The 24,664-nt window shown below is 62.9% G+C and carries 28 protein-coding genes, 1 tRNA gene and 1 riboswitch; of the genes, 11 read left to right on the plus strand and 18 right to left on the minus strand.

Annotated elements, in window-relative coordinates:
• Positions 1 to 43: 43 nt before the first annotated feature.
• Positions 44 to 1,120: an AI-2E family transporter gene (locus tag VOM14_RS19645; protein WP_327630404.1), complete on the minus strand. Its 1,077-nt coding sequence runs from the start codon at positions 1,118 to 1,120 to the stop codon at positions 44 to 46.
• A gap of 101 nt (positions 1,121 to 1,221) precedes the next feature.
• Here VOM14_RS19645 and purM point away from each other — a divergent pair, with 101 nt between their 5' ends.
• Complete coding sequence (gene purM / locus VOM14_RS19650) at positions 1,222 to 2,277, plus strand: phosphoribosylformylglycinamidine cyclo-ligase (protein ID WP_327630405.1); 1,056 nt, start codon at positions 1,222 to 1,224, stop codon at positions 2,275 to 2,277.
• 93 nt (positions 2,278 to 2,370) lie between these two features.
• Here the strand turns inward: purM and miaA are convergent, their stop codons facing one another.
• Positions 2,371 to 3,318, minus strand: coding sequence for a tRNA (adenosine(37)-N6)-dimethylallyltransferase MiaA (gene miaA, locus VOM14_RS19655; protein ID WP_327630406.1), 948 nt, complete (start codon positions 3,316 to 3,318; stop codon positions 2,371 to 2,373).
• A 57-nt stretch (positions 3,319 to 3,375) separates the two neighbouring features.
• A complete protein-coding gene (gene mutL / locus VOM14_RS19660; RefSeq protein ID WP_327630407.1) occupies positions 3,376 to 5,427 on the minus strand; it encodes a DNA mismatch repair endonuclease MutL in 2,052 nt (683 codons plus the stop codon).
• A 196-nt stretch (positions 5,428 to 5,623) separates the two neighbouring features.
• Between mutL and VOM14_RS19665 the strand changes: the two genes are divergently transcribed.
• Positions 5,624 to 6,289: a VTT domain-containing protein gene (locus tag VOM14_RS19665; RefSeq protein WP_327630408.1), complete on the plus strand. Its 666-nt coding sequence runs from the start codon at positions 5,624 to 5,626 to the stop codon at positions 6,287 to 6,289.
• Positions 6,290 to 6,390: 101 nt separating this feature from the next.
• Here the strand turns inward: VOM14_RS19665 and VOM14_RS19670 are convergent, their stop codons facing one another.
• From VOM14_RS19670 to ydfG, 10 genes are all read right to left on the minus strand, one after another.
• A complete protein-coding gene (locus VOM14_RS19670) occupies positions 6,391 to 6,765 on the minus strand; it encodes a hypothetical protein (protein ID WP_327630533.1) in 375 nt (124 codons plus the stop codon).
• A 337-nt stretch (positions 6,766 to 7,102) separates the two neighbouring features.
• Positions 7,103 to 7,178, minus strand: a tRNA-Lys gene (locus tag VOM14_RS19675).
• Positions 7,179 to 7,372: 194 nt separating this feature from the next.
• Positions 7,373 to 8,122, minus strand: a complete 750-nt coding sequence (ybgF, locus tag VOM14_RS19680) for a tol-pal system protein YbgF (RefSeq protein WP_327630409.1) — start codon at positions 8,120 to 8,122, stop codon at positions 7,373 to 7,375.
• A gap of 19 nt (positions 8,123 to 8,141) precedes the next feature.
• On the minus strand, positions 8,142 to 8,651 hold the full coding sequence (gene pal, locus VOM14_RS19685; RefSeq protein WP_327630410.1) for a peptidoglycan-associated lipoprotein Pal: 510 nt from the start codon (positions 8,649 to 8,651) through the stop codon (positions 8,142 to 8,144).
• A 32-nt stretch (positions 8,652 to 8,683) separates the two neighbouring features.
• Positions 8,684 to 9,976 carry a Tol-Pal system beta propeller repeat protein TolB gene (gene tolB, locus VOM14_RS19690; protein WP_327630411.1) on the minus strand — a complete coding sequence of 431 codons (1,293 nt, stop codon included), beginning with the start codon at positions 9,974 to 9,976 and terminating at the stop codon, positions 8,684 to 8,686.
• 138 nt (positions 9,977 to 10,114) lie between these two features.
• Complete coding sequence (tolA, locus tag VOM14_RS19695) at positions 10,115 to 11,164, minus strand: cell envelope integrity protein TolA (protein WP_327630412.1); 1,050 nt, start codon at positions 11,162 to 11,164, stop codon at positions 10,115 to 10,117.
• Positions 11,161 to 11,607 carry a protein TolR gene (tolR, locus tag VOM14_RS19700; RefSeq protein WP_327630413.1) on the minus strand — a complete coding sequence of 149 codons (447 nt, stop codon included), beginning with the start codon at positions 11,605 to 11,607 and terminating at the stop codon, positions 11,161 to 11,163. Before tolR ends, tolA begins: the two co-directional genes overlap by 4 nt.
• Positions 11,608 to 11,617: 10 nt before the next feature.
• On the minus strand, positions 11,618 to 12,295 hold the full coding sequence (gene tolQ, locus VOM14_RS19705; RefSeq protein WP_006047860.1) for a protein TolQ: 678 nt from the start codon (positions 12,293 to 12,295) through the stop codon (positions 11,618 to 11,620).
• A gap of 157 nt (positions 12,296 to 12,452) precedes the next feature.
• Positions 12,453 to 12,932 (minus strand): tol-pal system-associated acyl-CoA thioesterase, encoded by a 480-nt coding sequence (ybgC, locus tag VOM14_RS19710; RefSeq protein WP_327630414.1) that lies wholly within the window; start codon positions 12,930 to 12,932, stop codon positions 12,453 to 12,455.
• A 58-nt stretch (positions 12,933 to 12,990) separates the two neighbouring features.
• Complete coding sequence (gene ydfG / locus VOM14_RS19715) at positions 12,991 to 13,737, minus strand: bifunctional NADP-dependent 3-hydroxy acid dehydrogenase/3-hydroxypropionate dehydrogenase YdfG (protein ID WP_327630534.1); 747 nt, start codon at positions 13,735 to 13,737, stop codon at positions 12,991 to 12,993.
• Between the two features lie 238 nt (positions 13,738 to 13,975).
• Positions 13,976 to 14,084: riboswitch (ZMP/ZTP riboswitch) on the plus strand.
• Positions 14,085 to 14,250: 166 nt separating this feature from the next.
• Between ydfG and glyA the strand changes: the two genes are divergently transcribed.
• The 7 genes from glyA (at position 14,251) to VOM14_RS19750 (ending at position 19,066) form a co-directional block, all read left to right on the plus strand.
• Positions 14,251 to 15,498, plus strand: coding sequence for a serine hydroxymethyltransferase (gene glyA / locus VOM14_RS19720; protein WP_327630415.1), 1,248 nt, complete (start codon positions 14,251 to 14,253; stop codon positions 15,496 to 15,498).
• A 6-nt stretch (positions 15,499 to 15,504) separates the two neighbouring features.
• Positions 15,505 to 15,987 carry a transcriptional regulator NrdR gene (gene nrdR / locus VOM14_RS19725; protein ID WP_027799387.1) on the plus strand — a complete coding sequence of 161 codons (483 nt, stop codon included), beginning with the start codon at positions 15,505 to 15,507 and terminating at the stop codon, positions 15,985 to 15,987.
• 204 nt (positions 15,988 to 16,191) lie between these two features.
• Positions 16,192 to 16,758, plus strand: a complete 567-nt coding sequence (locus tag VOM14_RS19730) for a GspH/FimT family pseudopilin (RefSeq protein ID WP_442955563.1) — start codon at positions 16,192 to 16,194, stop codon at positions 16,756 to 16,758.
• A gap of 86 nt (positions 16,759 to 16,844) precedes the next feature.
• Positions 16,845 to 17,216 carry a hypothetical protein gene (locus tag VOM14_RS19735; RefSeq protein WP_327630535.1) on the plus strand — a complete coding sequence of 124 codons (372 nt, stop codon included), beginning with the start codon at positions 16,845 to 16,847 and terminating at the stop codon, positions 17,214 to 17,216.
• Positions 17,213 to 18,025: a PilW family protein gene (locus VOM14_RS19740; RefSeq protein WP_327630417.1), complete on the plus strand. Its 813-nt coding sequence runs from the start codon at positions 17,213 to 17,215 to the stop codon at positions 18,023 to 18,025. The genes VOM14_RS19735 and VOM14_RS19740 overlap by 4 nt, the downstream gene beginning before the upstream one ends.
• A 128-nt stretch (positions 18,026 to 18,153) precedes the next feature.
• Complete coding sequence (locus tag VOM14_RS19745; protein ID WP_442955564.1) at positions 18,154 to 18,624, plus strand: pilus assembly PilX family protein; 471 nt, start codon at positions 18,154 to 18,156, stop codon at positions 18,622 to 18,624.
• 10 nt (positions 18,625 to 18,634) lie between these two features.
• The gene (locus VOM14_RS19750; protein ID WP_327630419.1) at positions 18,635 to 19,066 is read left to right on the plus strand and encodes a type IV pilin protein; all 432 of its coding nucleotides are present in this window, start codon (positions 18,635 to 18,637) and stop codon (positions 19,064 to 19,066) included.
• A gap of 100 nt (positions 19,067 to 19,166) precedes the next feature.
• Here the strand turns inward: VOM14_RS19750 and VOM14_RS19755 are convergent, their stop codons facing one another.
• The 3 genes from VOM14_RS19755 to VOM14_RS19765 form a co-directional block, all read right to left on the minus strand.
• Entirely contained in the window at positions 19,167 to 19,631 is a 465-nt protein-coding gene (locus tag VOM14_RS19755) for a DUF3318 domain-containing protein (RefSeq protein WP_327630420.1), read from the minus strand.
• Positions 19,632 to 19,763: 132 nt separating this feature from the next.
• On the minus strand, positions 19,764 to 20,150 hold the full coding sequence (locus VOM14_RS19760; protein ID WP_327630421.1) for a phage holin family protein: 387 nt from the start codon (positions 20,148 to 20,150) through the stop codon (positions 19,764 to 19,766).
• 135 nt (positions 20,151 to 20,285) lie between these two features.
• Entirely contained in the window at positions 20,286 to 20,588 is a 303-nt protein-coding gene (locus VOM14_RS19765; RefSeq protein ID WP_327630422.1) for a DUF883 family protein, read from the minus strand.
• Positions 20,589 to 20,928: 340 nt separating this feature from the next.
• On the opposite strand from VOM14_RS19765, the gene VOM14_RS19770 reads away from it, so the two are divergent.
• Positions 20,929 to 21,567 carry a peroxiredoxin gene (locus tag VOM14_RS19770; protein WP_327630423.1) on the plus strand — a complete coding sequence of 213 codons (639 nt, stop codon included), beginning with the start codon at positions 20,929 to 20,931 and terminating at the stop codon, positions 21,565 to 21,567.
• A gap of 109 nt (positions 21,568 to 21,676) precedes the next feature.
• On the opposite strand, the gene VOM14_RS19775 is transcribed toward VOM14_RS19770, so the two are convergent.
• Positions 21,677 to 22,867 (minus strand): acyl-CoA dehydrogenase, encoded by a 1,191-nt coding sequence (locus VOM14_RS19775; protein ID WP_327630424.1) that lies wholly within the window; start codon positions 22,865 to 22,867, stop codon positions 21,677 to 21,679.
• Positions 22,868 to 22,961: 94 nt separating this feature from the next.
• Between VOM14_RS19775 and VOM14_RS19780 the strand changes: the two genes are divergently transcribed.
• On the plus strand, positions 22,962 to 23,747 hold the full coding sequence (locus tag VOM14_RS19780; RefSeq protein ID WP_327630425.1) for an IclR family transcriptional regulator: 786 nt from the start codon (positions 22,962 to 22,964) through the stop codon (positions 23,745 to 23,747).
• A 49-nt stretch (positions 23,748 to 23,796) separates the two neighbouring features.
• On the opposite strand, the gene VOM14_RS19785 is transcribed toward VOM14_RS19780, so the two are convergent.
• Positions 23,797 to 24,630: a diguanylate phosphodiesterase gene (locus VOM14_RS19785; RefSeq protein ID WP_327630426.1), complete on the minus strand. Its 834-nt coding sequence runs from the start codon at positions 24,628 to 24,630 to the stop codon at positions 23,797 to 23,799.
• Positions 24,631 to 24,664 lie beyond the last annotated feature (34 nt).

Here is a 24,664-nt window from a genome sequence, read left to right on the forward strand (position 1 = left end):
GCCGCCGATGTTGCCGGCGCGCCGGCAACATCGGTGCAGACAATCAATTGTTGTAGAGCGTGCTGGTCAGATAGCTTTGCCGAAGCTCGCGCATCGCCACGGACAAAATCGCGCTCACCGGCAAGGCCATCAACACGCCGAAAAAGCCGAACAACTGCCCGAACGCGAGCAACGCGAAAATCACTGCGAGCGGATGCAGGCCGATGCGCTCGCCCACGAGGCGCGGCGTGAGAAAGAAGCTTTCCAGGATCTGGCCGACGCCGTAAATCAGCGCGACCGCGCCGAAGCCATACCAGTCGCCGAACTGCAGCAGCGCGGCGAGCAGCGCGAGCGCGAGACCCGTTGCATAGCCCACGTACGGGATGAATACCGCGAGCCCCGTGAAAATGCCCACCGGCAGCGCAATCTCGAAGCCGGCAAGGGTCAGCGCCACCGCGTAGAACACGGCGAGCACGGCCATTACGAGCAACTGGCCGCGCAGATATTGCGACAGCATCTGATCCATGTCGTGCGCGAGTTGCAGCGTCTTGTCGAGCCAGCGGCGCGGCACCACGCTTTGCACGCGCAGCAGCATGCGGTTCCAGTCGTACAGCAGATAGAACAGTACGAGCGGCACCATCACGAGATTGCCGACCACCGCCATCATGACGTTGCTGCTCGTCACGATCGAGGTCCACGCGTAGTGCGCGACCGTCTGCGCGCTGCCTTCGAGCTGGCCCATCACCATATCGCGGATGCTCGCGAAGTCGAGTGAATCGGCGAGGCCCAGCAACGCGAGCTTGGGCTGCAGCCACGCATTCACGTGCGCGAACAGTTGCGGCACCTGCTGCCGCAACTGCGGCCCTTCTTTCTGGATGACGGCGAGCACGAGCAGCACGAGCAGAGTCATCAGCAGCGAGAAAAACAGCATCATCAGCAAGGCGGCGAGCGCGCGCGGCACGCGCCGGCGCACCAGCCATGCGACGCCCGGCTGCAGGATGTACGCGAGAATCGCGCCGAGCAGAAACGGCGTGAGAACCGGACTCAGCAGCCAGAGGAGAATGCCGACGCCCAGCGCAATGGCGAGCCAGATGAAGGCGCGGCGCTGAACCGGCGTAAGAATAGGCGAGTTCTGTTGCAAAGTTGTTTCCCTGGTGTCGTCGGAACCGGATGATTCAAATTCCAGCCAGCCGGCCGGCATCGGGTAAAATCGCATTTTACCGACCTTCGAGCTCTCCCCCCATGACTGAACCGAAATCCGCCCCGAATCGCACTGGTTTGTCGTATCGCGACGCCGGCGTGGACATCGACGCGGGCGACGCCCTTGTCGACGCGATCAAGCCCTTTGCCAAAAAGACGATGCGCGACGGCGTGCTGGGCGGCATCGGCGGATTCGGCGCGCTGTTCGAAGTGCCGAAGCGCTACAAGGAACCGGTGCTGGTGTCGGGCACGGACGGCGTCGGCACCAAGCTGCGTCTCGCATTCCAGCTGAACAAGCACGACACCGTGGGTCAGGATCTGGTGGCCATGAGCGTGAACGACATTCTCGTGCAAGGCGCCGAGCCGCTCTTTTTCCTCGATTACTTCGCGTGCGGCAAGCTGGACGTCGGCACGGCAGCCACGGTCGTGAAGGGCATCGCCTATGGCTGCGAGCTGGCGGGTTGCGCGTTGATCGGCGGCGAGACGGCCGAAATGCCGGGCATGTATCCGGACGGCGAGTACGATCTGGCCGGCTTCGCGGTCGGCGCGGTGGAAAAGAGCAAGATTATCGACGGCAGCACGATCGCCCCCGGCGACGTCGTGCTGGGCCTCGCGTCGAGCGGCATCCATTCGAACGGCTTTTCGCTGGTGCGCAAGATCATCGAGCGCGCGCAGCCCGATCTGAATGCGGATTTCGACGGCCGCTCGCTCGCCGACGCGCTCATGGCGCCCACGCACATTTATGTGAAGCCGCTCCTCGCGCTGATGCAGCAGATCGCCGTGAAGGGCATGGCGCACATCACGGGCGGCGGCCTTGTGGAAAATATTCCGCGCGTTCTGCGCGAAGGCCTGACGGCCGAACTGGATCATCGCGGCTGGCCGCTGCCGCCGCTGTTCTCGTGGCTGCAGAAGCACGGCGGCGTGGCGGACGCGGAAATGCATCGCGTGTTCAATTGCGGCATCGGCATGGCCGTGGTGGTTTCGGCTGCCGACGCGGATGCCGCGATCGGTTTGCTGTCCGCGGCCGGCGAGCAGGTCTGGAAGATCGGCGTGATTCGCGAAAGCGCGGCCGGCGAAGCGCAGACTGTTGTGGTTTGATCGCGGTCTAACGCGTCGTAGTACTCCGCGCGGCGTATGCACAGAAAGCGCCGCGCGGGTTCGAAGTTTCAACGGTTCCTTGAAGAAGCGGCTTCAAAGCAGCGCTTCGATCACATCCAGCACGCGTGCCGTCGCGTGCGGATCGCAGCAGTCCACCACCACCCGCTCGTTCATGCTTCGCAGCCATGTGAGCTGCCGCTTGCATAGTTGGCGCGTCGCAAAGACGCCTTTGTCGCGCATGGTCGAATAATCGACCGCGCCATCGAGATATTCCCAAACCTGCCGGTAGCCGACGCAACGCATCGACGGCATGTCGGGCGACAGATCTCCGCGTTCGCGCAATTTCACCACTTCATCGATGAAACCGCTCGCCAGCATCGCGTCAAAACGTTGCTCGATGCGCGCGTGCAGCACGCTGCGGTCGGACGGTTCGAGCGCGATCGGCACGAAACGCCATTGGGCGGCGGCGTCGTCGATGCGGGCGGGCGCCGACAGCAGCGCCGACATCGCCTGGCCGGTCAGCATGAACACCTCGAGCGCGCGCTGGATTCTCTGCGAGTCGTTGGGCGCGAGGCGCGCGGCCGTCGCCGGATCGACGGCGGCAAGCCGCGCATGCAGCGCGGGCCAGCTGTCGCGCGCGGCGTCGGCGTCGAGTTGCGCCCGCACGGTCGCATCGGCTGCGGGCAGATCGTTGAGCCCTTGCGTGAGCGCCTTGTAGTACAGCATCGTGCCGCCGACCAGCAGCGGCAGTCGCCCGCGCGCGCTGATTTCGGCTGTCAGACGCAGCGCGTCGGCGCGAAATTGAGCGGCGGAATAGGCGTCGGCGGGATCGACAATATCGATCAGATGATGCGGCGCCGCCGCGCGCTCCTGCGCGGTCGGCTTGGCGGTGCCGATGTCCATCTCGCGATACACCAGCGCCGAATCGACGCTGACGATTTCCACCGGCCGCCGCGCGGCCAACGCGAGCGCGGCCGCGGTCTTGCCGGACGCGGTCGGCCCGAGCAGGCAGGGAATCGGCGTTGGAATGCTTGAAGTCATTGGCGTGCGGTCATGAGCGTGCCGGCGCGCGCGAATCGGGTTCGATGAAACGCACCGTCACTGTCCACGCATGAACAGGCGATCGAGATCGGACAGTGTCAATTGATACCACGTCGGACGCCCGTGGTTGCATTGATCGGCGCGCTCGGTCGCTTCCATCTGACGCAACAGCGCGTTCATTTCATCGAGCGAGAGGCGCCGGTTGGCGCGCACCGCGTGATGGCACGCGAGCGTGCCGAGCAGCTCGTGCTGGCGCTCGGTCAACACGCGCGAGCCGCCATATGCATGCAGATCGGACAGGACCGCGCGCGCCAACGCCTGCAGATCGGCGTCTTTCAGCAACGCCGGCACCGCGCGGATGGCGAGCGTGGTCGGCGATAGCGCGGCGAGGTCGAAGCCGAGCGCGTCGAGCGTATCGCGCTCTTCCTCGACGGTGCCGATTTCAACCGGATCGGCCTGCATGGTCTGCGGAATCAGCAGCGGCTGCACGGCGATCGTGCGGTCGGCCAGCGCGTTTTTGAACTGCTCGTACAGGATGCGCTCGTGCGCGGCGTGCATATCGACGATCACCAGTCCATGCGCGTTCTGCGCGAGCACGTAGATGCCGTGGATCTGGCCGAGCGCGAAACCGAGCGGCTGGTCGTCGGCGGCGTTGAACGCGGGCGGCGTGTAGGGCGCTGACGCGTTGTACGGCGACGCGCCTTCCGCTGCCGAATCGCGCGCTTCGAAAAGCGCGGCGCCTTGCGCGGTTCCCGCGCTGGTGTCCTTGCGGCCGAACAATGCGTCGTAGAAGGCGAGCGGTTGCGCGACCGGCAGCGTGCCTTGCGTCATGCGCGACTGGCGCATCCACGTGTTGCCGGCTTGCGGCGCGCTGAAGCCGCTGCCCGGCGAGCCGGACAGCGCCGCGTTCGAACCGAAGCCGGTTGTCGCGTTCGCGCTACCTGAAGCGCCGAATCCCGCGCCACTCACCGGCGACGCGCCGAACGAAACCCCTCCATCCGGCGACGTTTGCAGATGCGCCGCGTGACCACCGGCGGTCGTTTCCGGCGATGCGCCCGCCTGCCGCGCGAGCGCGCGCTGCACGGCGTGAAAAACGAACTGGTGAATCGAGCGCGAATCGCGGAAGCGCACTTCGATCTTGGACGGATGCACGTTCACATCGACCGCTTCCGGCGGCAAGTCGAGAAACAGCACATACGACGGATAGCGATCGCCATGCAGCACGTCTTCATAAGCGGCGCGCACGGCGTGCGTGAGCAGCTTGTCGCGCACGAAGCGGCCGTTGACGAAGAAATATTGCTGGTCCGAGCGGCCGCGGCTCGCGGTCGGCAAACCCGCGCAACCGTAGACGGCGAGCGGGCCGGCGGATTCGTCGAGCGGCAGATGAGCCGTCGCGAAGATCTCGCCGAGTATTTTCGCGACGCGCGCTGGCGGTTCGCTGGCGTTCCAGTGTTCGACGGCCTTGCCGTTATGCAGCACCGAAATCGCGACGTCCGGGCGCGCTAGCGCGGCGCGGCGAATCTGTTCGAGACAATGGCCGAGTTCGGTCTGTTCGCTCTTCAGGAATTTGCGGCGCGCAGGCGTGTTGAAATACAGCTCGCGCACCTCGATGGTCGTGCCCTGCGTACCCGCAGCGGGGCTCAGCACGCCGGTTTGCGCGTCGACGCGCACGGCATGCGGCGCCTCGGCGGTGCGGCTCGTGATCGTCATTTGCGCGACGGACGCGATCGAGGCCAGCGCCTCGCCGCGGAAACCCAGCGTCGCAACCGCCTCGAGTTCCGCGAGCGAGCGGATCTTGCTGGTGGCATGGCGCATCAGGGCGAGCGCCAGTTCGTTCTCGGGAATGCCGCAGCCGTCGTCGGTGATCGAAATGCGTTTGACGCCGCCTTCGTCCAGCATGATGCGCAGCGTCTGCGCGCCAGCGTCGAGCGCGTTCTCCAGCAATTCCTTCACGACCGACGCGGGCCGCTCGACCACTTCGCCGGCGGCGATCTGGCTGATGAGCTGATCGGGCAGCGGCTGGATCGCGCGCAGCGGGCGGGCAGGCGGCGTGGCGGAAGCAGTGGCTGCGGCGTCGGCACCGACAGGCGTTTCAGAAAATTCGGACATGGCGAAATTATAGCGATTCGGCGCGGCGGCCCTGAAATGGCGGAAACGAGCCGGAGATTTTTCAGGATGGCCCCGGCACTTTCGGTATCATGACGCGGTCAATTTGGGGCGGCACGCGGGGCTTACCGCCGTCGCCAGCAGGTCTGCCGCCGACCTCGGCCGCCACGCCCACTCTCGCTTGATAAAGGACGCTGTTTTGGACACGCTGCTACATTTCGTCAATCTTGTCCTGCACATCGACAAGTTCCTCGGAGATTTCATCCACGTGTACGGCGCCTGGGTTTATGCGGTGCTGTTTTTGATCGTGTTCTGCGAAACCGGGCTGGTCGTCCTGCCGTTTCTGCCTGGCGATTCGCTGCTGTTCATCGGCGGCGCGTTTTGCGCGACCGGGGAGATGAGTCTCGGCCTGTTGATTCTGCTGCTGTTTCTCGCGGCAACCGGCGGCAATACCGTCAACTATATGATCGGGCGCGCGATTGGGCCGAAGGTGTTCAATTCGCACATTCCGGTGCTCGAGCGCTTTCTCGATCGGCGCGCGCTGCAAAAGACGCACGACTTCTATGAAAAGCATGGCGGCAAGACTATCGTGCTCGCGCGTTTCATTCCGGTGGTGCGTACCTTCGCACCGTTTGTCGGGGGCGCGTCCCAAATGACGTTCAGCCGGTTTCAGCTTTTCAACATTGCGGGCGCGCTGTTCTGGGTGTTGCTGCTCGTTCTGCTCGGCTATTTCTTCGGCAACATTCCGTTCATTCGCCAATATCTGAACGTGATCGTGCTGGTCGGGATTGGCGCGGCGATCGTGCCGGTCGTGCTCGGCGCGCTGTGGAAGATGATGCGCAAGAACGCGTCCAAGCCCGGCTAAGACTGCTTCACACGAAGTTGCCTGCATCAATACACGGCGTCGCGTCAATCGCGACGCCGTTTTTGTTTGCCGGTCGTCGGACGCGCAGGAGTGTGTGTCGCTTACATCGGCAGATGCGATTCCGAATACGGCGAGGTTTGAATCGCGAGCGCCTTGTCCGATGGTGCTTTCGTGGGCCGGTTCCGGAGGACGACGCTGCGCCATGTCAAGGCGACAATGATCGCGATTGCATAGGCGGCGCTTCGCGCAAGAAACGCCGACGACGTGCTGAACTGACCGTAGCGCGTGCGGGCGTCGGCAAAGACGAGGAAGGTAAGGGCGGCATCGAGGAGCGCGGCCACAAGCGCGAGCGCTGCAAAAACGTGCGAGCCGTTCAGCGCAACACCTGGAGTCAACCGATTGCACACATGACATGCGATAAGCACGATCGCCAGCAATGCAAGATTCGAGACGAGATCGAACAGAAAATTGGTCATATCGATGAAATGAAAGCGCCGCGGGTTGTGGTGCTGCAAAGCGTCTGGTTCCGCAGGATCACAGCGGGTACAGCCGGACGGCGGCGATCATTGCACGTCTTTATGTCTCAATAAATGTCCAGATTGGGAGTCCGTAGTGTTGTCAGGGTGCGTGAAATTTTGTTGGTGAAACGGCTGAAACTAGCGGGAGAAAGCGCGGCTTGCTCTGTAAGATCGCTTCGTATTTCGGTGGGGCTTTTCGTACGGGAATGGAGGAACTGCTGAGACCATCGCACAAAAGCGCGACGCAAAAAGAAAAGGGCTTACGACGCTGACGCGTGTAAGCCCTCGAATCTTTTGGTAGGCCGTACGGGATTCGAACCTGTGACCAACGGATTAAAAGTCCGCTGCTCTACCAGCTGAGCTAACGACCCAAAAGAGAAGCGAAATTATATCGACGGCCCTAAGGGCTGTCAACCCATTGTGAGCATTTTGGCTAACAACAGGGACTCACTTCAAATAGTGAAAAGCCCAAGCGGTAAGGCCTGGGCTTTTCAGCGAGAGGCGCGCGTGCCTACTTTCTGACACCTCGCGGACACCTCGCGTGACTGCCGACTGCTCGATACGTCTACTTGATCTGCGACAGCTTGCTCTGTGCCGACTGCGCGACGTCCGATCCGCCGTATTGCGCGAGGATCTGCTCAAGCGTCTTCTTGGCCGCTGCCTTCTGACCTTGCTCGAGCTGATTGTTCGCGATGGCCAGCAACGCTTCCGGCGCACGAGGATGCTGCGGGTAGTTCTTCACGACGCCCTGCCAGGTCGCCGTCGAGCCCTTGTAATCGCGCAGCGCATACAGCGCGTTGCCGAGCCAGTACTGCGCGGTTGGCTGATAAGGGCTGTTCGGATACTTGGAAATGAAGCTGCGGAAAGACGCCGCTGCATTCTTGAAGTCGCCGTTGCGGAACTGCTGTGAAGCCGCATTGAACGACTCCGTTTCGCCCGGCTGCACCTCGCCCTGGACGCCATCCACCGTTTGTTGCTGCGGCTCGAATTTCTTCAGGCGCGTGTCCAGATCGGTGTAGTAGTCCTTCTGCTGTTTTTGCAGCGTGGCGAGCTGGTTAGCCATGTCCTCGTTTTGTCCACGCAGCGTCGCGACCTGTTGATTCATCTGGTCGAGACGGTTGGACTGATCGAGGATAGTGCGCTGTGCCGCCGACAACTGGCTCGACAGGCTGTCGGTCTTCGTACGCAGATCAAGGATGGCCTGGCGGGCCTGATCGTCGTCGAACATGCCGGCATGCGCGGGCACAGCCGTGAAGGTCGTGCCCGCGACGCAGGCCACTGCGGCGAGCCGCAGCCAGGAGAAACGATGCGTCATTCGGCTCATCACCCGTTACTTACTGTTGGTACACGAGGTCGGCGCGGCGGTTTTGCGCCCACGACGATTCGTCATGACCCGTAGCTTGCGGCTTTTCCTTGCCGAGGCTCACGGCTTCCATTTGCGAGTCCGTCACGCCCATCAGCGACAACGAACGGCGCACAGCTTCAGCACGCTTCTGGCCGAGTGCCAGGTTGTACTCGCTCGTACCGCGCTCGTCGGTGTTGCCCTGAATCAGCACGTGGCGTTGCGGATGGCTCTTCAGGTATTGCGAGTGTTGCTGCAGCAGCGTCTGATAGTCGTCCTTCACCGAGTAGCTGTCGAAGTCGAAGTAAATGCTGCGCTTCGCGAGCGGGCTGTTCGGGTCGTTCAGCGGGTCGACGTTGACTCGCGCGACATCGTTCGGGTTCGGTTGCGTCGAGACGGCGCCGTTCTTGTTTGCGTTTTCGTCGAGCTTGACGCCCGAGTGACATGCGGCCAATGCACCGACCATGAGGACTGCAAATCCGAAGCGAAGTTTGGACATCATTTTTTACTCTCCTTGTGTTATTGCATCAAACGTTATTGCATAAAGGGTCCCCAGGACGGCTCGCGTACGCTGCCGCCCTGCACTGACAGGACCTGCCGGGTGCGACCGTCGGTCGAAACCGCAGCCAATACGCCACGGCCGTTCACCTGGGTGGCATAAAGAATGTACTGACCGTTCGCCGCGAAACTCGGCGATTCGTCATGTGTTGTGTCCGTCAGGCCTGTGGCCGAGTTGCCTTGCAGGTCCTGGATATAGAGCTTGAAGCCGCCGCCCACGCGCGAAATATACGCGAGTTGCTTGCCGTCCGGGCTCACGCGCGGGCTCGTGTTGTAGCTGCCGGTGAACGTGACGCGTTGTGCCGAGCCGGCGCTTTCGCCTTGCGCCGACATCTTGTAGATCTGCGGTTGGCCGCCGCGGTCGCTGGTGAAATAGATAGACTGGCCGTCGGGCGAGAAGGTGGGTTCGGTGTCGATCGAACTGCCTTGTGTGAGGCGGCGCAGGCCCGAGCCGTCCGCATTCACGGCGAAGATCTGCGTGTTGCCGGTGCGCGAGAGCGCGACGGCGACTGTGCGGCCATCCGGCGACCATGCCGGCGCGCTGTTATTGCCCTTTTGATCCGACACGACGATGCGGCGGCCCGTGGGCAGATCGTGGATATAGACGATCGGCTTCTTCTTTTCGAACGAAACGTAAGCGACCTTGGTGCCGTCAGGCGACCAGGCGGGAGAGATGATCGGCTCGGGGCTCGACAGCGCGATGTGCGCGTCCTGGCCGTCAGAGTCCGAAATCTGCAACTGATAACGGTTGCCCGTCTTGATCACGTAGGACAGGCGCGTGGCGAACACGCCGCGGCCGCCCATCAGCTTCGCGTAGATGTAGTCGGCAACCTTGTGCGCGCTCATGCGCAGGCCGCTTTCCGGGCTCACCAGCACGAGGCCGCCGAGGCTCTCGCCCTTGACCGTGTCGTACAGCTTGAAGCGCACTTCGTACTGGCCGTTGGGCAGGCGGTTGACGCTGCCGGCGACAAACGCGTTCGCGCCTTTCGCTTTCCAGCTGCCGAGGTCGACCGAGGCCGTTTCGGGAACCGGCGCCGAGCCCGCGTCGATATTGGTGAATTTGCCGCTGCGTTGCAGATCCTGGCGCACGATGGTGCTGACTTGCTGCGGCGAGTTTGCCTCGTTGGCGAAGTTCGCCGTTGCGATCGGAAACTGGGTGGACCCGACGCCCGTGACGAGGACGTTGAGTTGTGCGTGGGCGGCGCCGCCGGCGGCGATCAGGCACGACGCTACAAGTGTCCGCAGGCCTAGCTTGGTCATCAAACTCATGCTGTATGGATTCCCCAAAAACGGTTTTACTAAAGCTTCGCAACAGCAGACAGACCCGAAAACGGCTGTTTCGTTCCCGAGCGCGCCGCGCGGGGCGGGCGCCTGTCTGCTGTTAGCCGACTGTCAAGCTGCCATCAATCAACCTGCCGGACGCAACGTAATCCTGAAGCTGGCCGGCGTTTTGCCGTCGATATCCTGAGGCATTGGGTCCGAGCGCTGAACGGCTCGCAGCGCTGCGTCGTCCCACGCCGAGTTGCCGCTGCTGTGCGCGATCGTCGCGCTCAACAGCGTGCCCGTCGGCGAGCAGCGAACCGCGATCACGGTTTCGAGACCCTCGGTTTCGCCGCCCCACGAAATGTTCGGCCGTACGACGCGACGCACTTTGTCGGCGTAACCCGGCGAGGTCGCCGTGCCGCCCGAGCCGCTGCCCGTACCGCTCTTGCCCAGTCCGTTGCCGGTCGAACCCGGAGGGCCGGCCATGCCCTGCATCTGAGCCAGGCGAGCACGCCGTTCCGCATCGAGCTTTTTCGCTTGCGCCGCGGCGTCGGCCTGCGCCTTGGCCTTCGCCGCCTTTTGCGCGTCGGCCTTCTTCTGGGCTTCGGCTTCGGCCTGCTTCTGCGCTTCAGCCTGCTTCTGCGCCTCGACCTGCTTCTGCTGTTGCTCTTGCTGTTCCTTCAGCTGCTGTTTTTTCTGTTCGGCCAGTTGCTGTTGCTTGAGCTTTTCGGCCTGCTGTTGCTGTTGTTTCTGCTTCGCCGCCGCGGCTTTCTGGGCCGCCAGTTGCGCCGCCTGTTCGGCCGCAATTTGCTGCTCACGCTTCGCTTCGGCTTCCTGTTGAGCCTGCAGCTTCTGCTGACGTTCCTGTTCGGCGAGTTGTGCCTGGCGAGCCGCTTCCTGTTGCTTGCGTTTCTTTTCCTGCAGCGCGATGTCAGCCTGTTCGTCAGCCACCGGCGGGGCAGGGGCCACGCGCACGGGGGGAGGCGGAGGCGTAACCGGGGGCGGAATCGCGCTGTCCGGCACTTCGGTCCACAGTTCCGCTTCCGCGCCTTCCGGCGTACTGTTTTGCCACTGAATGCCGTGATACAGGAAGAACCCGAGCAGCGCATGCATCACCAGCGCGAACGCAAAAGCTCGCCCGGTGCCGCGTTCACGCGGTGGCTGGAGCGGATATTCGGTGTTCTTACGGATCATTGCGATTTGACGAGCAATCCAACGCGCTTGACGCCTCGTGCCTTGAGCTCGGACATCACGTTCATCACGGCTTCATACTTCACGGTTTTGTCGGCGGCGATCACGACGGGCTGATCCGGATGCGACTGCGCGCGGTCGGCGATAAAGCCGTTCAGGCCGGCTTTCGTCATGTCCTCCTGCTGCTGCGCGCCGGAATCGTCCTTGTATTTGACGCTCATATTGCCGTCCGCGCGAATGTTCACGATCACGGGCGGCGTTTGCTGCTGCGGCGCTGCGCCGCCGACGGTCGGCAGATTGACGATGGATGGCGCGACGAGCGGCGCGGTCACCATGAAGATGACGAGCAGCACGAGCATCACGTCGATGTACGGCACGACGTTGATGTCGGCCATCGCGCGGCGCGAGCGGCCGCCGCGCATGCTGGAGGAGCGAGAGCCTGCCATCGTGGACTCCTTAGTGCGCCTGACGCTGCAGGATGTTCGAGAACTCTTCGATGAAGGTCTCGAAGCGGATTGCCAGACGGTCGATGTCGTGCGCGTAGCGGTTATACGCGACCACGGCGGGAATCGCGGCGAACAGGCCGATCGCGGTGGCGGTCAGCGCTTCGGCGATGCCCGGTGCGACGTTCGCAAGCGTGGCCTGCTGCACGTTGGCGAGGCCGCGGAACGCATTCATGATCCCCCACACCGTCCCGAAGAGACCGATATACGGGCTGACCGAACCCACCGACGCGAGAAACGCCAGGTTCGCTTCGAGCACGTCCATTTCGCGCTGGAACGCCGCCCGCATGGCACGCCGCGCACCGTCGAGAATCGCGCCGGGGTCGTTCAGGCGCTTTTCCTTGCCTTTTAGGAATTCGCGCATGCCGGATTCGAAAATTCGCTCGAGCGCGCCGATCGTGTGGCGATTATTTGCCGCGCTTTGATACAACGCCTGAAGATCGCCGCCCGACCAGAAATCGCGTTCGAAACGTTCAGTTTGCGCGCGGGCGCGGCGGATCGCAAACCACTTGCGGAAGATGAAGGTCCAGGAGAGCAGCGACAACAACAGCAGTAGCGCCATCACGGCCTGCGCCAGCAGGCTCGCATTGAGTACGAGAGAAACGATCGACAGATCTTGTGTAGTGTTCATAAAGGTTCGTTTTAACGTCCCGAAAGCGGGCGTCCGGCTTTGCAAGGCTATACGAAGCTTGCCGTTGGCAAAACGGAAGCGTCGGCGGTGCCGCAAGCCGAACCATGTTTCATGCTGCTTGATCGATGCGAGTTCGCTGGCCCCGTAACAACGAGGATCAGCATACGTTCGTTGACACGCTCCCATCACTGAGGCCCGGCCCGAGCCGCAAAGCGGCAAGAACCGGCGGAGGGATCGCGAGGGGGCGCAACGCTGTGCGCTCGACGCAGCCGACCCGAATCGAGCCCGCAGCAAGCAACGTGCCGTCGCGCCATGCTTCCTGCGCGAAGTCGACGGACGCTTTACCGAGGCGCTCGATCCGGCTCACCACTTTGACGACGTCGTCAAGCCGCGCGGGCGCCCGATAGTCGATCGCGGTGCTGCGGACGATGAAGATTGCCCCCGTTTCATCGGCAAGCCGATTCTGGTCGATTCCACACGCGCGCAGCCATTCGGTGCGCGCCCGTTCAAAGAACTTCAGATAGTTCGCGTAAAACACGATGCCGCCGGCGTCGGTATCTTCGTAATACACACGGATGGCCCACGTGTGGCCTATTTCCGCGCCGGGCTGACTGGTCGTCATATTCATGCGGCGCATTTTACCGGAACGCACAACGCGTGGTCTGTTTCAAGTTGTGCGTTCCGTCTCGCGTGTCTCAGCCGCGATGGATAGTCAGGCCGGCGAACGATTGCGCGACCGGCATCAGTTCGATCGTATTGATGTTGACGTGGGCCGGCCGCGTGGCGATCCAGTAAATCGAATCGGCGATATCTTCGGCTGTGAGCGGCTGGACGTTTTCGTAGACCTTGTCGGCCTTCTGGTCGTCGCCGCGATAACGCACGTTCGAAAATTCCGTGCCGCCGCAGAGGCCCGGCTCGATGTCGGTCACGCGAAGCGCGGTGCCCGCGAGGTCGGCGCGCAGGTTCAGGCTGAACTGGCGCACGAATGCCTTCGTGGCGCCGTAGACGTTGCCGCCCGCGTAGGGCCAGCGTCCGGCGACCGAGCCCAGGTTGAAAACATGGCCGCGGTTGCGCTCGACCATGCCGGACAGGAGGGCGTGCGTGACCTGAACGAGACCCGTGCAGTTGGTTTCGATCATGGTGTTCCATTCATCGAGGCTCGCCTTGTGGGCCGGCTCGACGCCGAGCGCGAGGCCGGCGTTGTTGACGAGCACGTCGATGGCGGCGAATTCAGCGGGCAATGCTGCCGGAACCGCCTCGACGGCCGCGCGATCCCGCACGTCCAGTTCGTAGGGCAGAAGCGCGTCGCCGAGCTCATCGGCGAGTGCCTGCAGGCGGTCTTTACGGCGGGCGGTGGCGACGACGCGATGGCCGCCCTTGACGAAGGCGCGAGCGATGGCGGCGCCGAATCCTGCGGACGCCCCGGTGACGAACACGATCATTGCAGTTCCCTGGTCGGAAGGAGGAAAAGGCCCAAAGCCTACTTCCAATGCGGCGCTGCGGCAAGGATGAACCAGCCGGATCGCGTGCGTCGGGAGGCGCGCGCAACCGGCTTGCAGCGGCCTTTCGGCGGCCCGTCGCAGGCACCCCGGCGGGCTGTGGATCTGCCCTTGGCGGCCGTCCCCGATGGCGGCTGGAAGCCGGTTGCCTATTCGATCCGCTTCCAATACACTAACGCGCTCATCCCTGCGTGACTGGCGATAGAGCCGATCCAACCGATCGGGTTCAAGGTGGAGCAACCCACCGTGAAGCGCAGGGTGCCGTTTTGCCGTTCGCCTGGGCAGCTGTGATCCGTGCGCATCAATCTGCGCTGACGGTGGCTGTCCTGCCTCGCGTGTGCGGCGATTCTCCTTCCGCCACGTCAGGGCTGGCCCAGCCGCCAGCAGCGCTGCGTACCCACTACGCAAGATTCGGCGCACGATCCGGTCAACCTGAACACACTCAACGGAATCCGTATGTTTGACAGAGCCCAAAGCACCATCGCCAACGTCGATCCTGAACTCTGGAAGGTGATCGAGCAGGAAAACCGCCGCCAGGAAGAGCACATCGAGCTGATCGCGTCGGAAAACTACACGAGTCCGGCCGTGATGGCTGCGCAAGGCTCGCAGCTCACCAACAAGTACGCCGAAGGGTATCCGGGCAAGCGTTACTACGGCGGCTGTGAATACGTCGACGTGGCGGAACAGCTGGCAATCGACCGCGTGAAGCAACTGTTCGGCGCCGACGCGGCCAACGTGCAGCCGAACTCGGGCTCGCAAGCGAATCAGGGCGTGTTCTTCGCCATGCTCAAGCCGGGCGACACGATCATGGGCATGAGCCTCGCGCACGGCGGCCACCTGACCCACGGTTCGCCGGTCAACATGTCGGGCAAGTGGTTCAACGTGGTGAGCTATGGCCTGAACGAAGCGGAAGACATCGACTACGACGCCGCCGAGAAGCTCGCTCAGGAACACAAGCCGAAGCTGATCGTCGCGGGCGCGTCGGCCTTCGCGCTGCGCATCGACTTCGAGCGTCTGTCGAAAATCGCCAAGTCGGTCGGCGCGTACTTCATGGTCGACATGGCGCACTACGCCGGCCTGATCGCTGCGGGCGTCTACCCCAACCCCGTTCCCCACGCGGATTTCGTCACCACCACCACGCACAAGAGCCTGCGCGGCCCTCGCGGCGGTGTGATCCTGATGAAGGCCGAGTTCGAAAAGCAGATCAATTCGGCAATCTTCCCGGGCATTCAGGGTGGTCCGCTGATGCACGTGATCGCCGGCAAGGCCGTCGCGTTCAAAGAGGCACTGTCGCCGGAATTCAAGACGTATCAGCAGCAAGTCGTCGAAAATGCGCGCGTGCTCGCCGAAACGCTGGTCAAGCGTGGTCTGCGCATTGTCTCCGGCCGCACTGAAAGCCACGTGATGCTGGTCGATCTGCGCGCCAAGAAGATCACCGGCAAGGCTGCGGAAGCGGCGCTGGGCGCCGCTCACATTACGGTCAACAAGAACGCGATTCCGAACGACCCGGAAAAGCCGTTTGTGACGAGCGGTATCCGTCTCGGCTCGCCTGCCATGACCACGCGCGGTTTCGGCGTCAAGGAAGCAGAGCAGGTGGGTAACCTGATTGCCGACGTGCTCGACAACCCGGAAGACGCCGCCACGATCGAACGGGTGCGTGGCCAGGTCGCCGAGTTGACGCAGCGCTTCCCGGTCTACCGCTAAGCCGCCATGCATTGCCCTTTCTGCCGTCACGCCGATACGCAGGTCGTCGACTCGCGCGTATCCGAAGACGGCGCGACGATTCGCCGGCGCCGCCGCTGCCCGGCCTGCGACAAGCGTTTCACGACGTATGAGCGGGTCGAGCTGGCGTTGCCGTCGGTCGTCAAGAAGGATGGCAGCCGCACGGAGTTCGACCGCCGCAAGATTGTCGCGAGCATGCAACTGGCGCTGCGCAAGCGTCCGGTTGCAGCGGACGCGATCGACGCCGCAGTCGCGCGCATCGAATATCAGCTTCTTGGCAGCGGCGAGCGCGAGGTGCGCAGCGAGCGACTCGGCGAACTCGTGATGAACGAGTTGCGCGCACTCGACACGATTGCCTACGTTCGCTTTGCCTCTGTTTACCGGCGCTTTGAAGACGTCTCCGAGTTCGAGGACGTAATCGAAGAGTTTCGCCGCGCGTCTTCTCCTCCCAAGCCTTCCCGCAAGCGCTGATCGCCAGCGCGTCTCGCGTCGCTTCAAACTTTCCGTGACGTGTCTGTGCCGCGTGGCTTGACGTGTCTGCATCTGCTGCTCCCGTTATGGTTCGTCGCGTGAATTCTTGCGCGGGTTAGCGTCTGAATACCACCTGGCCATTCGGCCGATTGTTGAGCTGTGCGCGAATCGCTAGATTGGCTGCATTCTTTGAAACGTTCAGGGATGCAGATGAATCAGCATGTAATCGGCTCTCCGCCCAGCGGGGGATTCACGCTTGTCGAGACGCTGGCGGTGGTCGCGTTAATCGCGGTGATGGCCGTGATGGCGACACCATCGTTCGTAGCGTGGCACGTGCGAGATCAGGTCGACGCGCGCGCCAAGGCGCTCCTGTCCACACTCGCGTATGCACGCAGTGAGGCGTTGCGCCGTGGCGCGCGGGTGACCGTATGCAGGATCGATGCCGCGCGGCATTATCTTGCGGCGGGGCAATCGTGCGGCAATGGCATGACCGACTGGTCCTGCGGTTGGGCGGTTCTGGCGGACCGTGCCGGCACGCTGACGCTGCTGCGCGCGCATTCGCCGTTTGCATCCGTGAGCATTGTCGGCACGCAGACGAATCTGACATTCACGCCGCCCGCAGGCCAGCTTATCGGCAGCTTCCGTAGTTTCGAAGTCGCACCGCGCGTTTCATCGAAAGCGACTCAGGGCGACAAATGGCGGCGCTGCATTCGCATTGCGGCGGGTGGACGGCCACGCATTTCCAATGGTGCCTGTGGAGCGGCGTCATGAAGCCGCAAAGCAATTCCTGTCCGCGCGGGGCACAGCAGTTCAGATGCCAAAAGACGAAAAGCGGCGGCAGTTCGCTGATCGAAGTGATGCTCGCCGTCGCGGTCATAGCGGTCACGGCACTTGGCCTGATTGCGGGCCAATTGTGGACGGCGCGCGAAGCCCGCGCGATGTCGATGCGCGAACACGCCGCGTGGATCGCCGATTCCGTCGCGGAGGCAGTGTCCGCGCCGTCACCGGGTGACGCCGCGCTCAAGCAATGGAGCAGCAAAGCGTCGATGCTATTGCCGCGCGGCGAGGCCTCGGTGGTCGGTGCAGGCGCCGTGTCGGCGGCGCGCGTGACGTGGGCAACTGTGCGCAATCTGCCGCGCGCCGACGGCGCGATCGACAAGCCCGAGTCTTGCGGCGCAGTGGAGGCCCCCGTCGGCTTCTCTTGTGTCGCCCTGGCGTTCGTCAAATGATGCCGCCTTTGCATGGGGCCCGCGGTCATACGCTGATCGAGTTCGTGATCGCCATGGCGCTCGGGCTCGTGGTGACCGCAGCAGCGGTGTCGCTTTACACGGCGCAACGCGCAGCCTTTGAACACGCGAGCAACGCGCTGCGCATCCGCGAAGCCGGCTTGACCGCGCTCACCCTCGTTGGGCAGCAATTGCAAATGGCCGGCTTCGTTCCCGCCGACGTCGCCCAATACCACGCGCCTGCGCCGTTGTTCGGCTGCTCGGGCGGCCATCCGACAGGTGCCGACGACAGCCATCTCACGTGCGAGAGCTTGCCCGGGAAGTCGGACGGTGTGGCGATCCGATATGTGGGTGACAGCGTTTCGACGTGGCCGTCGTCGAGTGGACAAACAACGGATTGTCTCGGCCAAGCCGTGACAGGCAGCAGCGCCACGCTCGGCGACCGCGGCGTAGCGGTAGTCAATCGTTACTTCGCGAAGGCGAGCACGTCGACCGGCGAGCCGGAACTTTACTGCGACGGTAATGGCAAGACGGGGTCCGCGCAGCCACTGGTCGAGGGTGTCGAACGCTTGCGAATCAGATACTGGCTCGCCGGGGCGAGGGAAGCGAGAGACGCGTCAGCGATGATGGCCGATCAGTGGGCCAGCATCGTCGCCGTCGACCTCTGCGTGCTCGTGCGCGGGGCGCCTCAGGGTCAGCGCTCGCGTTACGTCGATTGCGACGGCGTAAGCGGCATCGCGACGGATTTGCGTCCGCGGCAAGCTTTCTCGCGGCGCATCGCGCTGCGCAATTACGTGGAGGATGGCTCGTGACAGACGCTGGAAGCAGCTCAGGGCGCTGCGTTGGCGAAGCACCGGCTGTTGCGAGCGTTGGCTCACCACGCTGGCGGGTTCGTGGCAATCGCCGTTACCGTGCTTCACGGATGCGCCATCGTGGCACCGTGTTACCCATCGTCCTGCTGATCTCGGCGATGCTGCTGGCGACATCGGCTGCGTGGTTCGAGACATCGCTCGCAGCGGCGCGTAGCGCAATGAATGTGCGCGACTACCTGCAGGCGTTTCACGCGGCTGACTCGGCATTGACCTTATGCGCCCGCAGCGTGATTGGATCAACGGGCAGTGGCGGCGCCCCGGCGGCCGCCGGGGCCGAGCCGACGCAATGGAAAGTCGAGTCTGCTTTCGAAGGCGCCGCGCTGACGCCTGTCGCGCAATGGCCGGGATCGTCGCGCGCGCCGCAGTGCATGGTGGAACCATGGCGCCTGGCCAGCCGTCCGGACGCGCGAGCGTTTCTGCTCACGTCGTGCGGTTTCGGCAAGAGCAAAGAGTCGCATGTATGGCTGCAAATGGAACTGGTCATTGACGGCGACAGAATCGAGCGCCATTGGCGGCGCGTCGCCGCAAGACCCTTTTGACGAGTCCCCGATGAAAAAGCCGAACACATCTGCCTTCACACTGCTCGAACTGATGATCACGCTCGCGATAGTTGCCGCGCTGGCCGTATTGGCCGTGCCTTCGTACCACAGCCACGTTGCGCGAACGCATAGGCTCGACGCGGCATCGGCACTATTCCGGGCAGCGCAATTCGTCGAGGGGGCGGCGGGAGACAGCCTTATCGCTTTGCCGTCGGGGCTGGATCAGGCGCCGCAATCCGGCGTGGCGATCTATCGGCTTCACGTATTGCCGGCAGACGAAACAAACGGAGGCTATTCAATCGAAGCGGCGCCAAGCGAATCGGGCCCAATGCAGGATGACGCCTGCGGCACGTTCACACTCGACGCGACCGGGCTGCGAGGCAATAAGACAGTGTCGAATGGTTCGACGCCGCCGAGCGCCGAGTGTTGGAATACGAGCTAGCGAGCCGCAAATCCGGGGCATGCAAATACAAGCCGCCGCAAGCCGCCGCAAGCCGCCCCAAGCCGCAGTGTGCTTGTGCGGCGACGAACCGCGGTAGCGTTCAGCCTTCGCCGCCGGTCTCTTTCGAGGCACGAGACTCGCCTTTGATCTGCTGCCACACGCGGTACGCTTCCCACGCGGCAAACGCCAGGCCGCCCCACTTCAGTGCGGGCTTTGCACCGGCGGCGACAGTTGCGCGAAGCGGTTTGGCAAAGACCATTGAGACAATCGAGCTGATGACAGGGTATTGCTTGAGCAGCGCGCCAATCGTCCCGGCGTTGACAAAGCGGGCCTTGGAGCCGCGGCCCATGCGCAGTCCGCCGAAGCCCGGCACGATGAACTTGAGCCAGCCGAAGTGCGTGACGGACTCGCGCAGTTCGATCGTCGCCTGAGCGAGTTCCATGCGCTCGACGTCCGCGCGCACGAGCAGCAGTTCCTTGCGCAGCGCGCGCAGATGCGGCGCGCTCAGGTCCTTGGCCGGCTGGCGCTTGTTACGGTATGCGGTGCTTGAGTGGCTTTGGCTCATGGCATGTCGGCAGTCGAAGGGGGCAGTCTAAGGGAGCGGGGGAACAGGGCACAGCGCAGAAAACGTCGCGGCAATCGTTGGAGCTTCTCGATCAGCGCGAAGGCGTCGCACACGCCTCACGCGCTTGGCCTGTCACGGTCGACGGAATATGTCGCGGTCTTTTTCGAATTCGGCGAGGGTCTCTTCGAAAACGAGCGGCGCGTTGCGCAGCCCGCTGCGCGCTTTGAGCGCACAGATCAGCCCGGCAACCGCGTAGACAATCGTGATGCCGGCGAGCGCCTGCCATCGGTAGGTATCCCAGAACGTAATGGCGACCAGCGCGGTGAGTGCGATCAGGGCCATGGTGACGAGCATCATCGCGGCCAGGCCGAGAAACAGCACGGCCAGAAGGCGGTCTTTCTCTTCAGCGAGTTCGATGCCGATCAGTTCGAGACGCGTTTGCAGAATGGCAGACACCGAACCGATGATGCGGCGTAATGGGCTATGTGGTTCGCGCTGCGAATGGGTGTCGATCGTCATGGCTGTGGGCATTGCGCGTGTTGGCCAAGGCGGCGCGAGCAAACGTGCGCGCCAAGAGAAGCGGACCGGCCGGACGTGCGCCGGTCAACTCGATTCGCAGGCATGCCGGACAGGTCGGTCCGGCCACGTGCAGTCTTACTTGCGGTTGATCAGCAGGCCGAGCAGCACACCGGCGCCCGCAGCGATGCCGATGGATGCCCACGGATGTTCATGAACGTAGTCGTCGGTCACGCGAGCGGCCTTCTTGCCTTTCTCGATCACGACGACCTGCACGTCAGCCGCTTTTTCGCGCGCCTGCTTCAGACGCGAAAGCGCCGTTTCACGCAGTTCCGACGCGCGCTCGCCCGTTGCGCTTGCGGCTTGCTTCAGAAGGTCTTCTGCGTCCGCGAGGACGGTTTTGATATCCGACATCAATCTCTCCTTGTTGGCTTCCGACATTGACAGCTCCCCCTTCTTCTCACGTCACGCGTGAATCGTAACCAAAGAAACGGCGGCTGGCGAGCGCACTGCACGGATGCAGACGGCGACCGCACGAACCGTTCCCGGCGAGGTGGAGCGTTTGAAACGAACATCTGCACGACATCCAATTGATGTTAGTTCATGATGGAGTTGATCTGTCCCGCAAAGTTTCCATTAAATCGGCGAAAATTACAAAGGCGCATAAAGTAGTGACGCGATGTTGGTTCGTCATATACGGTCGCGGCCGTATGCTTTATCTTTTGCGAGGCGCTGCGGGCACACGCTCGCCCTAATGTCCGACTATCTAAAGGAGATGCACATGAGTCTACGTCTTGGCGATACCGCACCGGATTTCGAGCAGGATTCCAGCATCGGCCGCATCAAGTTCCACGAATGGCTCGGCGATAGCTGGGGTGTGCTGTTTTCGCATCCGGCCGACTTCACGCCGGTCTGCACCACGGAACTCGGTCTGACCGCCAAGCTCGCCGAGGAATTTGCGAAGCGCAACGTGAAGACCATTGCGTTGTCGGTGGATAGCGCCGAGTCGCACAACGAATGGATCAAGGACATCAACGAGACTCAGGCTGCCAATGTCGGCTTCCCGATTTTGGCCGATGGTGACCGCAAAGTGTCCGAGTTGTACGACATGATTCACCCGAACGCGAACGAAACGCTGACGGTGCGCTCGCTCTTCGTGATCGATCCGAAGAAGAAGGTGCGTTTGATCATCACGTACCCGGCGAGCACGGGGCGCAATTTCGACGAAGTATTGCGCGTAATCGATTCGCTTCAGCTCACCGATAATCACTCGGTCGCCACGCCCGGCAACTGGAAGCAGGGCGATGACGTCGTGATCGTGCCGTCGCTGAAAGACGAAGAGGTGATCAAACAGAAATTCCCGAAGGGCTACAAGGCGCTGCGCCCGTATCTGCGTATGACGCCGCAGCCGAACAAGTAAAAGCGCTATTGCAAACGAAAAAGGCCGGTTCCTCGCGAACCGGCCTTTTTGCTTACAAGCGTGTGAGACATCTCCACCATACTCGGCGCAAAGGTGTTTCAGAAGAACTTCAGAAAAACGCCTGAATGCCCGTTTGCGCGCGGCCCAGAATCAGCGCGTGGATGTCGTGCGTGCCTTCATAGGTGTTCACCACTTCCAGATTCACCAGATGCCGCGCGATGCCGAACTCGTCCGAGATGCCGTTGCCGCCCAGCATGTCGCGCGCGAGCCGCGCAATGTCGAGCGCCTTGCCGCACGAATTGCGCTTCATGATCGACGTGATTTCGACGGCCGCCGTGCCTTCGTCCTTCATGCGCCCAAGCCGCAAGACGCCTTGCAGGCCGAGCGTGATTTCCGTCTGCATGTCGGCGAGTTTTTTCTGGATCAACTGGTTCGCCGCGAGCGGCCGGCCGAACTGCTTGCGATCGAGCACGTACTGACGCGCGGTGTGCCAGCACGACTCGGCCGCACCGAGTGCGCCCCATGCAATGCCATAGCGCGCCGAGTTCAGGCACGTGAACGGACCGCGCAGGCCGCTGACTTCCGGAAAGCGGTTTTCTTCGGGCACGAAGACGTCGTCCAGCACGATCTCGCCGGTGATCGACGCCCGCAAACCGACCTTGCTATGAATGGTCGGCGCCGACAGCCCCTTCCAGCCCTTTTCGAGAATGAAGCCGCGGATCGCGTCCTTGCCGTCTTCCTCGAGCTTGGCCCATACGACGAAAACGTCGGCGATCGGCGAATTGGTGATCCACATTTTCGAGCCCGACAGCGAATAGCCGCCGTCGACCTTTTTCGCGCGCGTCACCATGCTGCCCGGATCGGAGCCGTGATCCGGCTCGGTCAGACCGAAGCAGCCGATCCACTCGCCGGTGGCGAGCTTTGGCAGGTACTTCTGTTTTTGCGCCTCGGAGCCGAACGCGTGGATCGGCACCATGACGAGCGACGACTGCACCGACATCATGGACCGGTAGCCCGAGTCGACCCGCTCCACCTCGCGCGCGATCAAACCATATGCCACGTAGTTCAGCCCCGGCCCGCCGTATTGCTCGGGGATGGTCGGCCCGAGCAGGCCCAGTTCGCCCATCTCGCGGAAAATTTCGATGTCCGTCTTCTCGTGACGGAACGCTTCGAGCACGCGCGGCTGGAGCTTGTCCTGCGCATAAGCGGCGGCGGCGTCGCGCACCATGCGTTCGTCTTCGGTGAGCTGCTGATCCAGCAGCAACGGGTCTTCCCAGTGAAACTGCGCGGCTTCGGCCATGACGTATCTCCTGATTTTCTGCTCGATCCAAGCTTGACTTAAGTTCCGCTATGCGAAACAATGTTTTGCAACCGACGCCCGAGTGTATCACCCTATGACGCCCGCATCCACTTCCCCTGAATCGCTCGACGAGCGCAAATTCGTCGTCGCCCTTGCACGCGGGCTCGATTTGCTGCGCGCGTTCAGGCCGGGCGACACGATGCTCGGCAACCGCGATTTCGTCGAACGCACGGGTTTGCCCAAGGCGACCGTGAACCGGCTCGCCTACACGCTGACCGTGCTCGGCTATCTTCGGCTCGATGAGGCATTGGGCAAATATGCACTGGATGCCGGCGTTTTGTCGCTCGGTTTCGCGCTGCTCTCGGGCACCGACACGCTCGAACTCGCGCGCCCGCACATGCGCGCATTCGCGCGCGAAGTGGGCGCGGCGGTCTCGCTCGGTTGCCGCGACGGCCTCGACATGATCTATCTCGACACCATTCGCAGCGAAACGGCGCTCACGCTCGGCCTCGCGCCGGGCTCGAAACTGTCGATGCTGACGAGTTCCATGGGCCGCGCCTATCTGGCCGTGCAGCCCGCCGACGTGCGCGCCGCGTTGCTGGTCGAATTGAGGAAAGCGGCAGGCAAGGGCGGCGCGGCGCTCGCGGCGGACGCGGTGAAGGAAATCGCCGCGTTCGAGAAGGAACGCTGCAGCTATTCGTTTCGCGCGTGGCACGACGACGTGAACGCCGTCGCGGTGCCGTTTCGCGAGCCGCGCGAAGGGCGCTGGCTCGTGCTGAGTTGCAGCGGTCCGGCTTCGTCGATGGGAGAAGAGGTGTTTCGCGAGAAGGTTGCGCCGCGCCTGAAGGCGCTCGCGCGGCGTTTGGGCGACGCCGGATAGCAGGTCGAAGCGGCGCGTGAGTCAGAGCACCCGAATCACGCCAGGAAATTCAAGCGGGCCGATCGTGATAATGCGCATTGAACAGTGGCCCTTGCACGAAGCGCACGTCGTACTGCTGCAAGGCCTCGAACTGCGGCTCGTCCATCACGCGATTGAAGATCAGCGGAATCCGCAGCCGGCTCGCGTAGCCCACTAGCGGTTTGACCGTGGCGTCGCGCAACGCGACCGTCGCATCCATCTTGATGAAATCGAGCCGCGCGGTGTCCGACACCGACAGAATCTGCCCTGCATTGGACAGATTGCCCGCGACCTTGAACCCGTAGTGCTGATAGCTCTTGGTCAGATAGCCGAGAAAAGTCTTGTGCGCGACCGCCGCCGCGGGCAATTCGATCACGATCCTCGACGGGGTCAGCCCGAACGACATCAGCACGTTTGAGAAATGCCGCCCGTGATCGTATTTCACGCTCTTCAACAGCCGCTCGTGCACGCGCAGAAAGAGCAGGCCGTGCCGCTGCGCGCCGAAGAAGTTGATTGCATGCAGCGCGCGCGACATGCGGTCGAGCGCGACGAGTTCCTGGTCGTCGGCGATGCGGTCGAACGGATCGAACACATCGAACGGCGCGGCGTCGAGCCGCTGCGTGACCGCCTGAAAGCCGAGTTCGTCGCCGAAACGGTCCACGCTTTCCACATCCGACGACAACGACTGCGCCAACGCATGCACGCTGATGTCGAAGATCGGTTCATAGCAGCTTGTCAGTTCGATGTCGTCGAAGCGCGCGAGCGCGACGTTCCCGTTCGCGCCGTGCCCCATTGCCAGATGGTTGCGGAGAAAGGGATGCTCGGCCGCGCGCGCAACGAGAGTGGGGATAGTCTGGGGAATCATTTAAACGAATGGATCACATGAATGGCACGTAGCG

Source organism: Paraburkholderia sp. MPAMCS5 (genome assembly GCF_036016995.1).
GTDB lineage: Bacteria > Pseudomonadota > Gammaproteobacteria > Burkholderiales > Burkholderiaceae > Paraburkholderia.

Excerpts from the sequence above, each read along its gene's own strand:
- VOM14_RS19775 (WP_327630424.1), bottom strand. The coding sequence starts at position 22,867 with ATGGCCGAAGCCGCGCAGTTTCACTGGGAAGACCCGTTGCTGCTGGAT.
- ybgC (WP_327630414.1), bottom strand. The coding sequence starts at position 12,932 with ATGCGCCGCATGAATATGACGACCAGTCAGCCCGGCGCGGAAATAGGC.
- ybgF (WP_327630409.1), bottom strand. The coding sequence starts at position 8,122 with ATGACGCATCGTTTCTCCTGGCTGCGGCTCGCCGCAGTGGCCTGCGTC.
- VOM14_RS19760 (WP_327630421.1), bottom strand. The coding sequence starts at position 20,150 with ATGACGATCGACACCCATTCGCAGCGCGAACCACATAGCCCATTACGC.
- VOM14_RS19755 (WP_327630420.1), bottom strand. The coding sequence starts at position 19,631 with ATGAGCCAAAGCCACTCAAGCACCGCATACCGTAACAAGCGCCAGCCG.
- VOM14_RS19670 (WP_327630533.1), bottom strand. The coding sequence starts at position 6,765 with ATGACCAATTTTCTGTTCGATCTCGTCTCGAATCTTGCATTGCTGGCG.
- pal (WP_327630410.1), bottom strand. The coding sequence starts at position 8,651 with ATGATGTCCAAACTTCGCTTCGGATTTGCAGTCCTCATGGTCGGTGCA.
- VOM14_RS19785 (WP_327630426.1), bottom strand. The coding sequence starts at position 24,630 with ATGATTCCCCAGACTATCCCCACTCTCGTTGCGCGCGCGGCCGAGCAT.
- VOM14_RS19730 (WP_442955563.1), top strand. The coding sequence starts at position 16,192 with ATGCAGATGAATCAGCATGTAATCGGCTCTCCGCCCAGCGGGGGATTC.
- VOM14_RS19740 (WP_327630417.1), top strand. The coding sequence starts at position 17,213 with ATGATGCCGCCTTTGCATGGGGCCCGCGGTCATACGCTGATCGAGTTC.
- VOM14_RS19750 (WP_327630419.1), top strand. The coding sequence starts at position 18,635 with ATGAAAAAGCCGAACACATCTGCCTTCACACTGCTCGAACTGATGATC.
- VOM14_RS19770 (WP_327630423.1), top strand. The coding sequence starts at position 20,929 with ATGAGTCTACGTCTTGGCGATACCGCACCGGATTTCGAGCAGGATTCC.
- miaA (WP_327630406.1), bottom strand. The coding sequence starts at position 3,318 with ATGACTTCAAGCATTCCAACGCCGATTCCCTGCCTGCTCGGGCCGACC.
- VOM14_RS19780 (WP_327630425.1), top strand. The coding sequence starts at position 22,962 with ATGACGCCCGCATCCACTTCCCCTGAATCGCTCGACGAGCGCAAATTC.
- glyA (WP_327630415.1), top strand. The coding sequence starts at position 14,251 with ATGTTTGACAGAGCCCAAAGCACCATCGCCAACGTCGATCCTGAACTC.
- purM (WP_327630405.1), top strand. The coding sequence starts at position 1,222 with ATGACTGAACCGAAATCCGCCCCGAATCGCACTGGTTTGTCGTATCGC.
- nrdR (WP_027799387.1), top strand. The coding sequence starts at position 15,505 with ATGCATTGCCCTTTCTGCCGTCACGCCGATACGCAGGTCGTCGACTCG.
- VOM14_RS19765 (WP_327630422.1), bottom strand. The coding sequence starts at position 20,588 with ATGTCGGAAGCCAACAAGGAGAGATTGATGTCGGATATCAAAACCGTC.
- tolR (WP_327630413.1), bottom strand. The coding sequence starts at position 11,607 with ATGGCAGGCTCTCGCTCCTCCAGCATGCGCGGCGGCCGCTCGCGCCGC.
- tolQ (WP_006047860.1), bottom strand. The coding sequence starts at position 12,295 with ATGAACACTACACAAGATCTGTCGATCGTTTCTCTCGTACTCAATGCG.
- tolB (WP_327630411.1), bottom strand. The coding sequence starts at position 9,976 with ATGAGTTTGATGACCAAGCTAGGCCTGCGGACACTTGTAGCGTCGTGC.
- mutL (WP_327630407.1), bottom strand. The coding sequence starts at position 5,427 with ATGTCCGAATTTTCTGAAACGCCTGTCGGTGCCGACGCCGCAGCCACT.
- ydfG (WP_327630534.1), bottom strand. The coding sequence starts at position 13,737 with ATGATCGTGTTCGTCACCGGGGCGTCCGCAGGATTCGGCGCCGCCATC.
- tolA (WP_327630412.1), bottom strand. The coding sequence starts at position 11,164 with ATGATCCGTAAGAACACCGAATATCCGCTCCAGCCACCGCGTGAACGC.
- VOM14_RS19735 (WP_327630535.1), top strand. The coding sequence starts at position 16,845 with ATGCTCGCCGTCGCGGTCATAGCGGTCACGGCACTTGGCCTGATTGCG.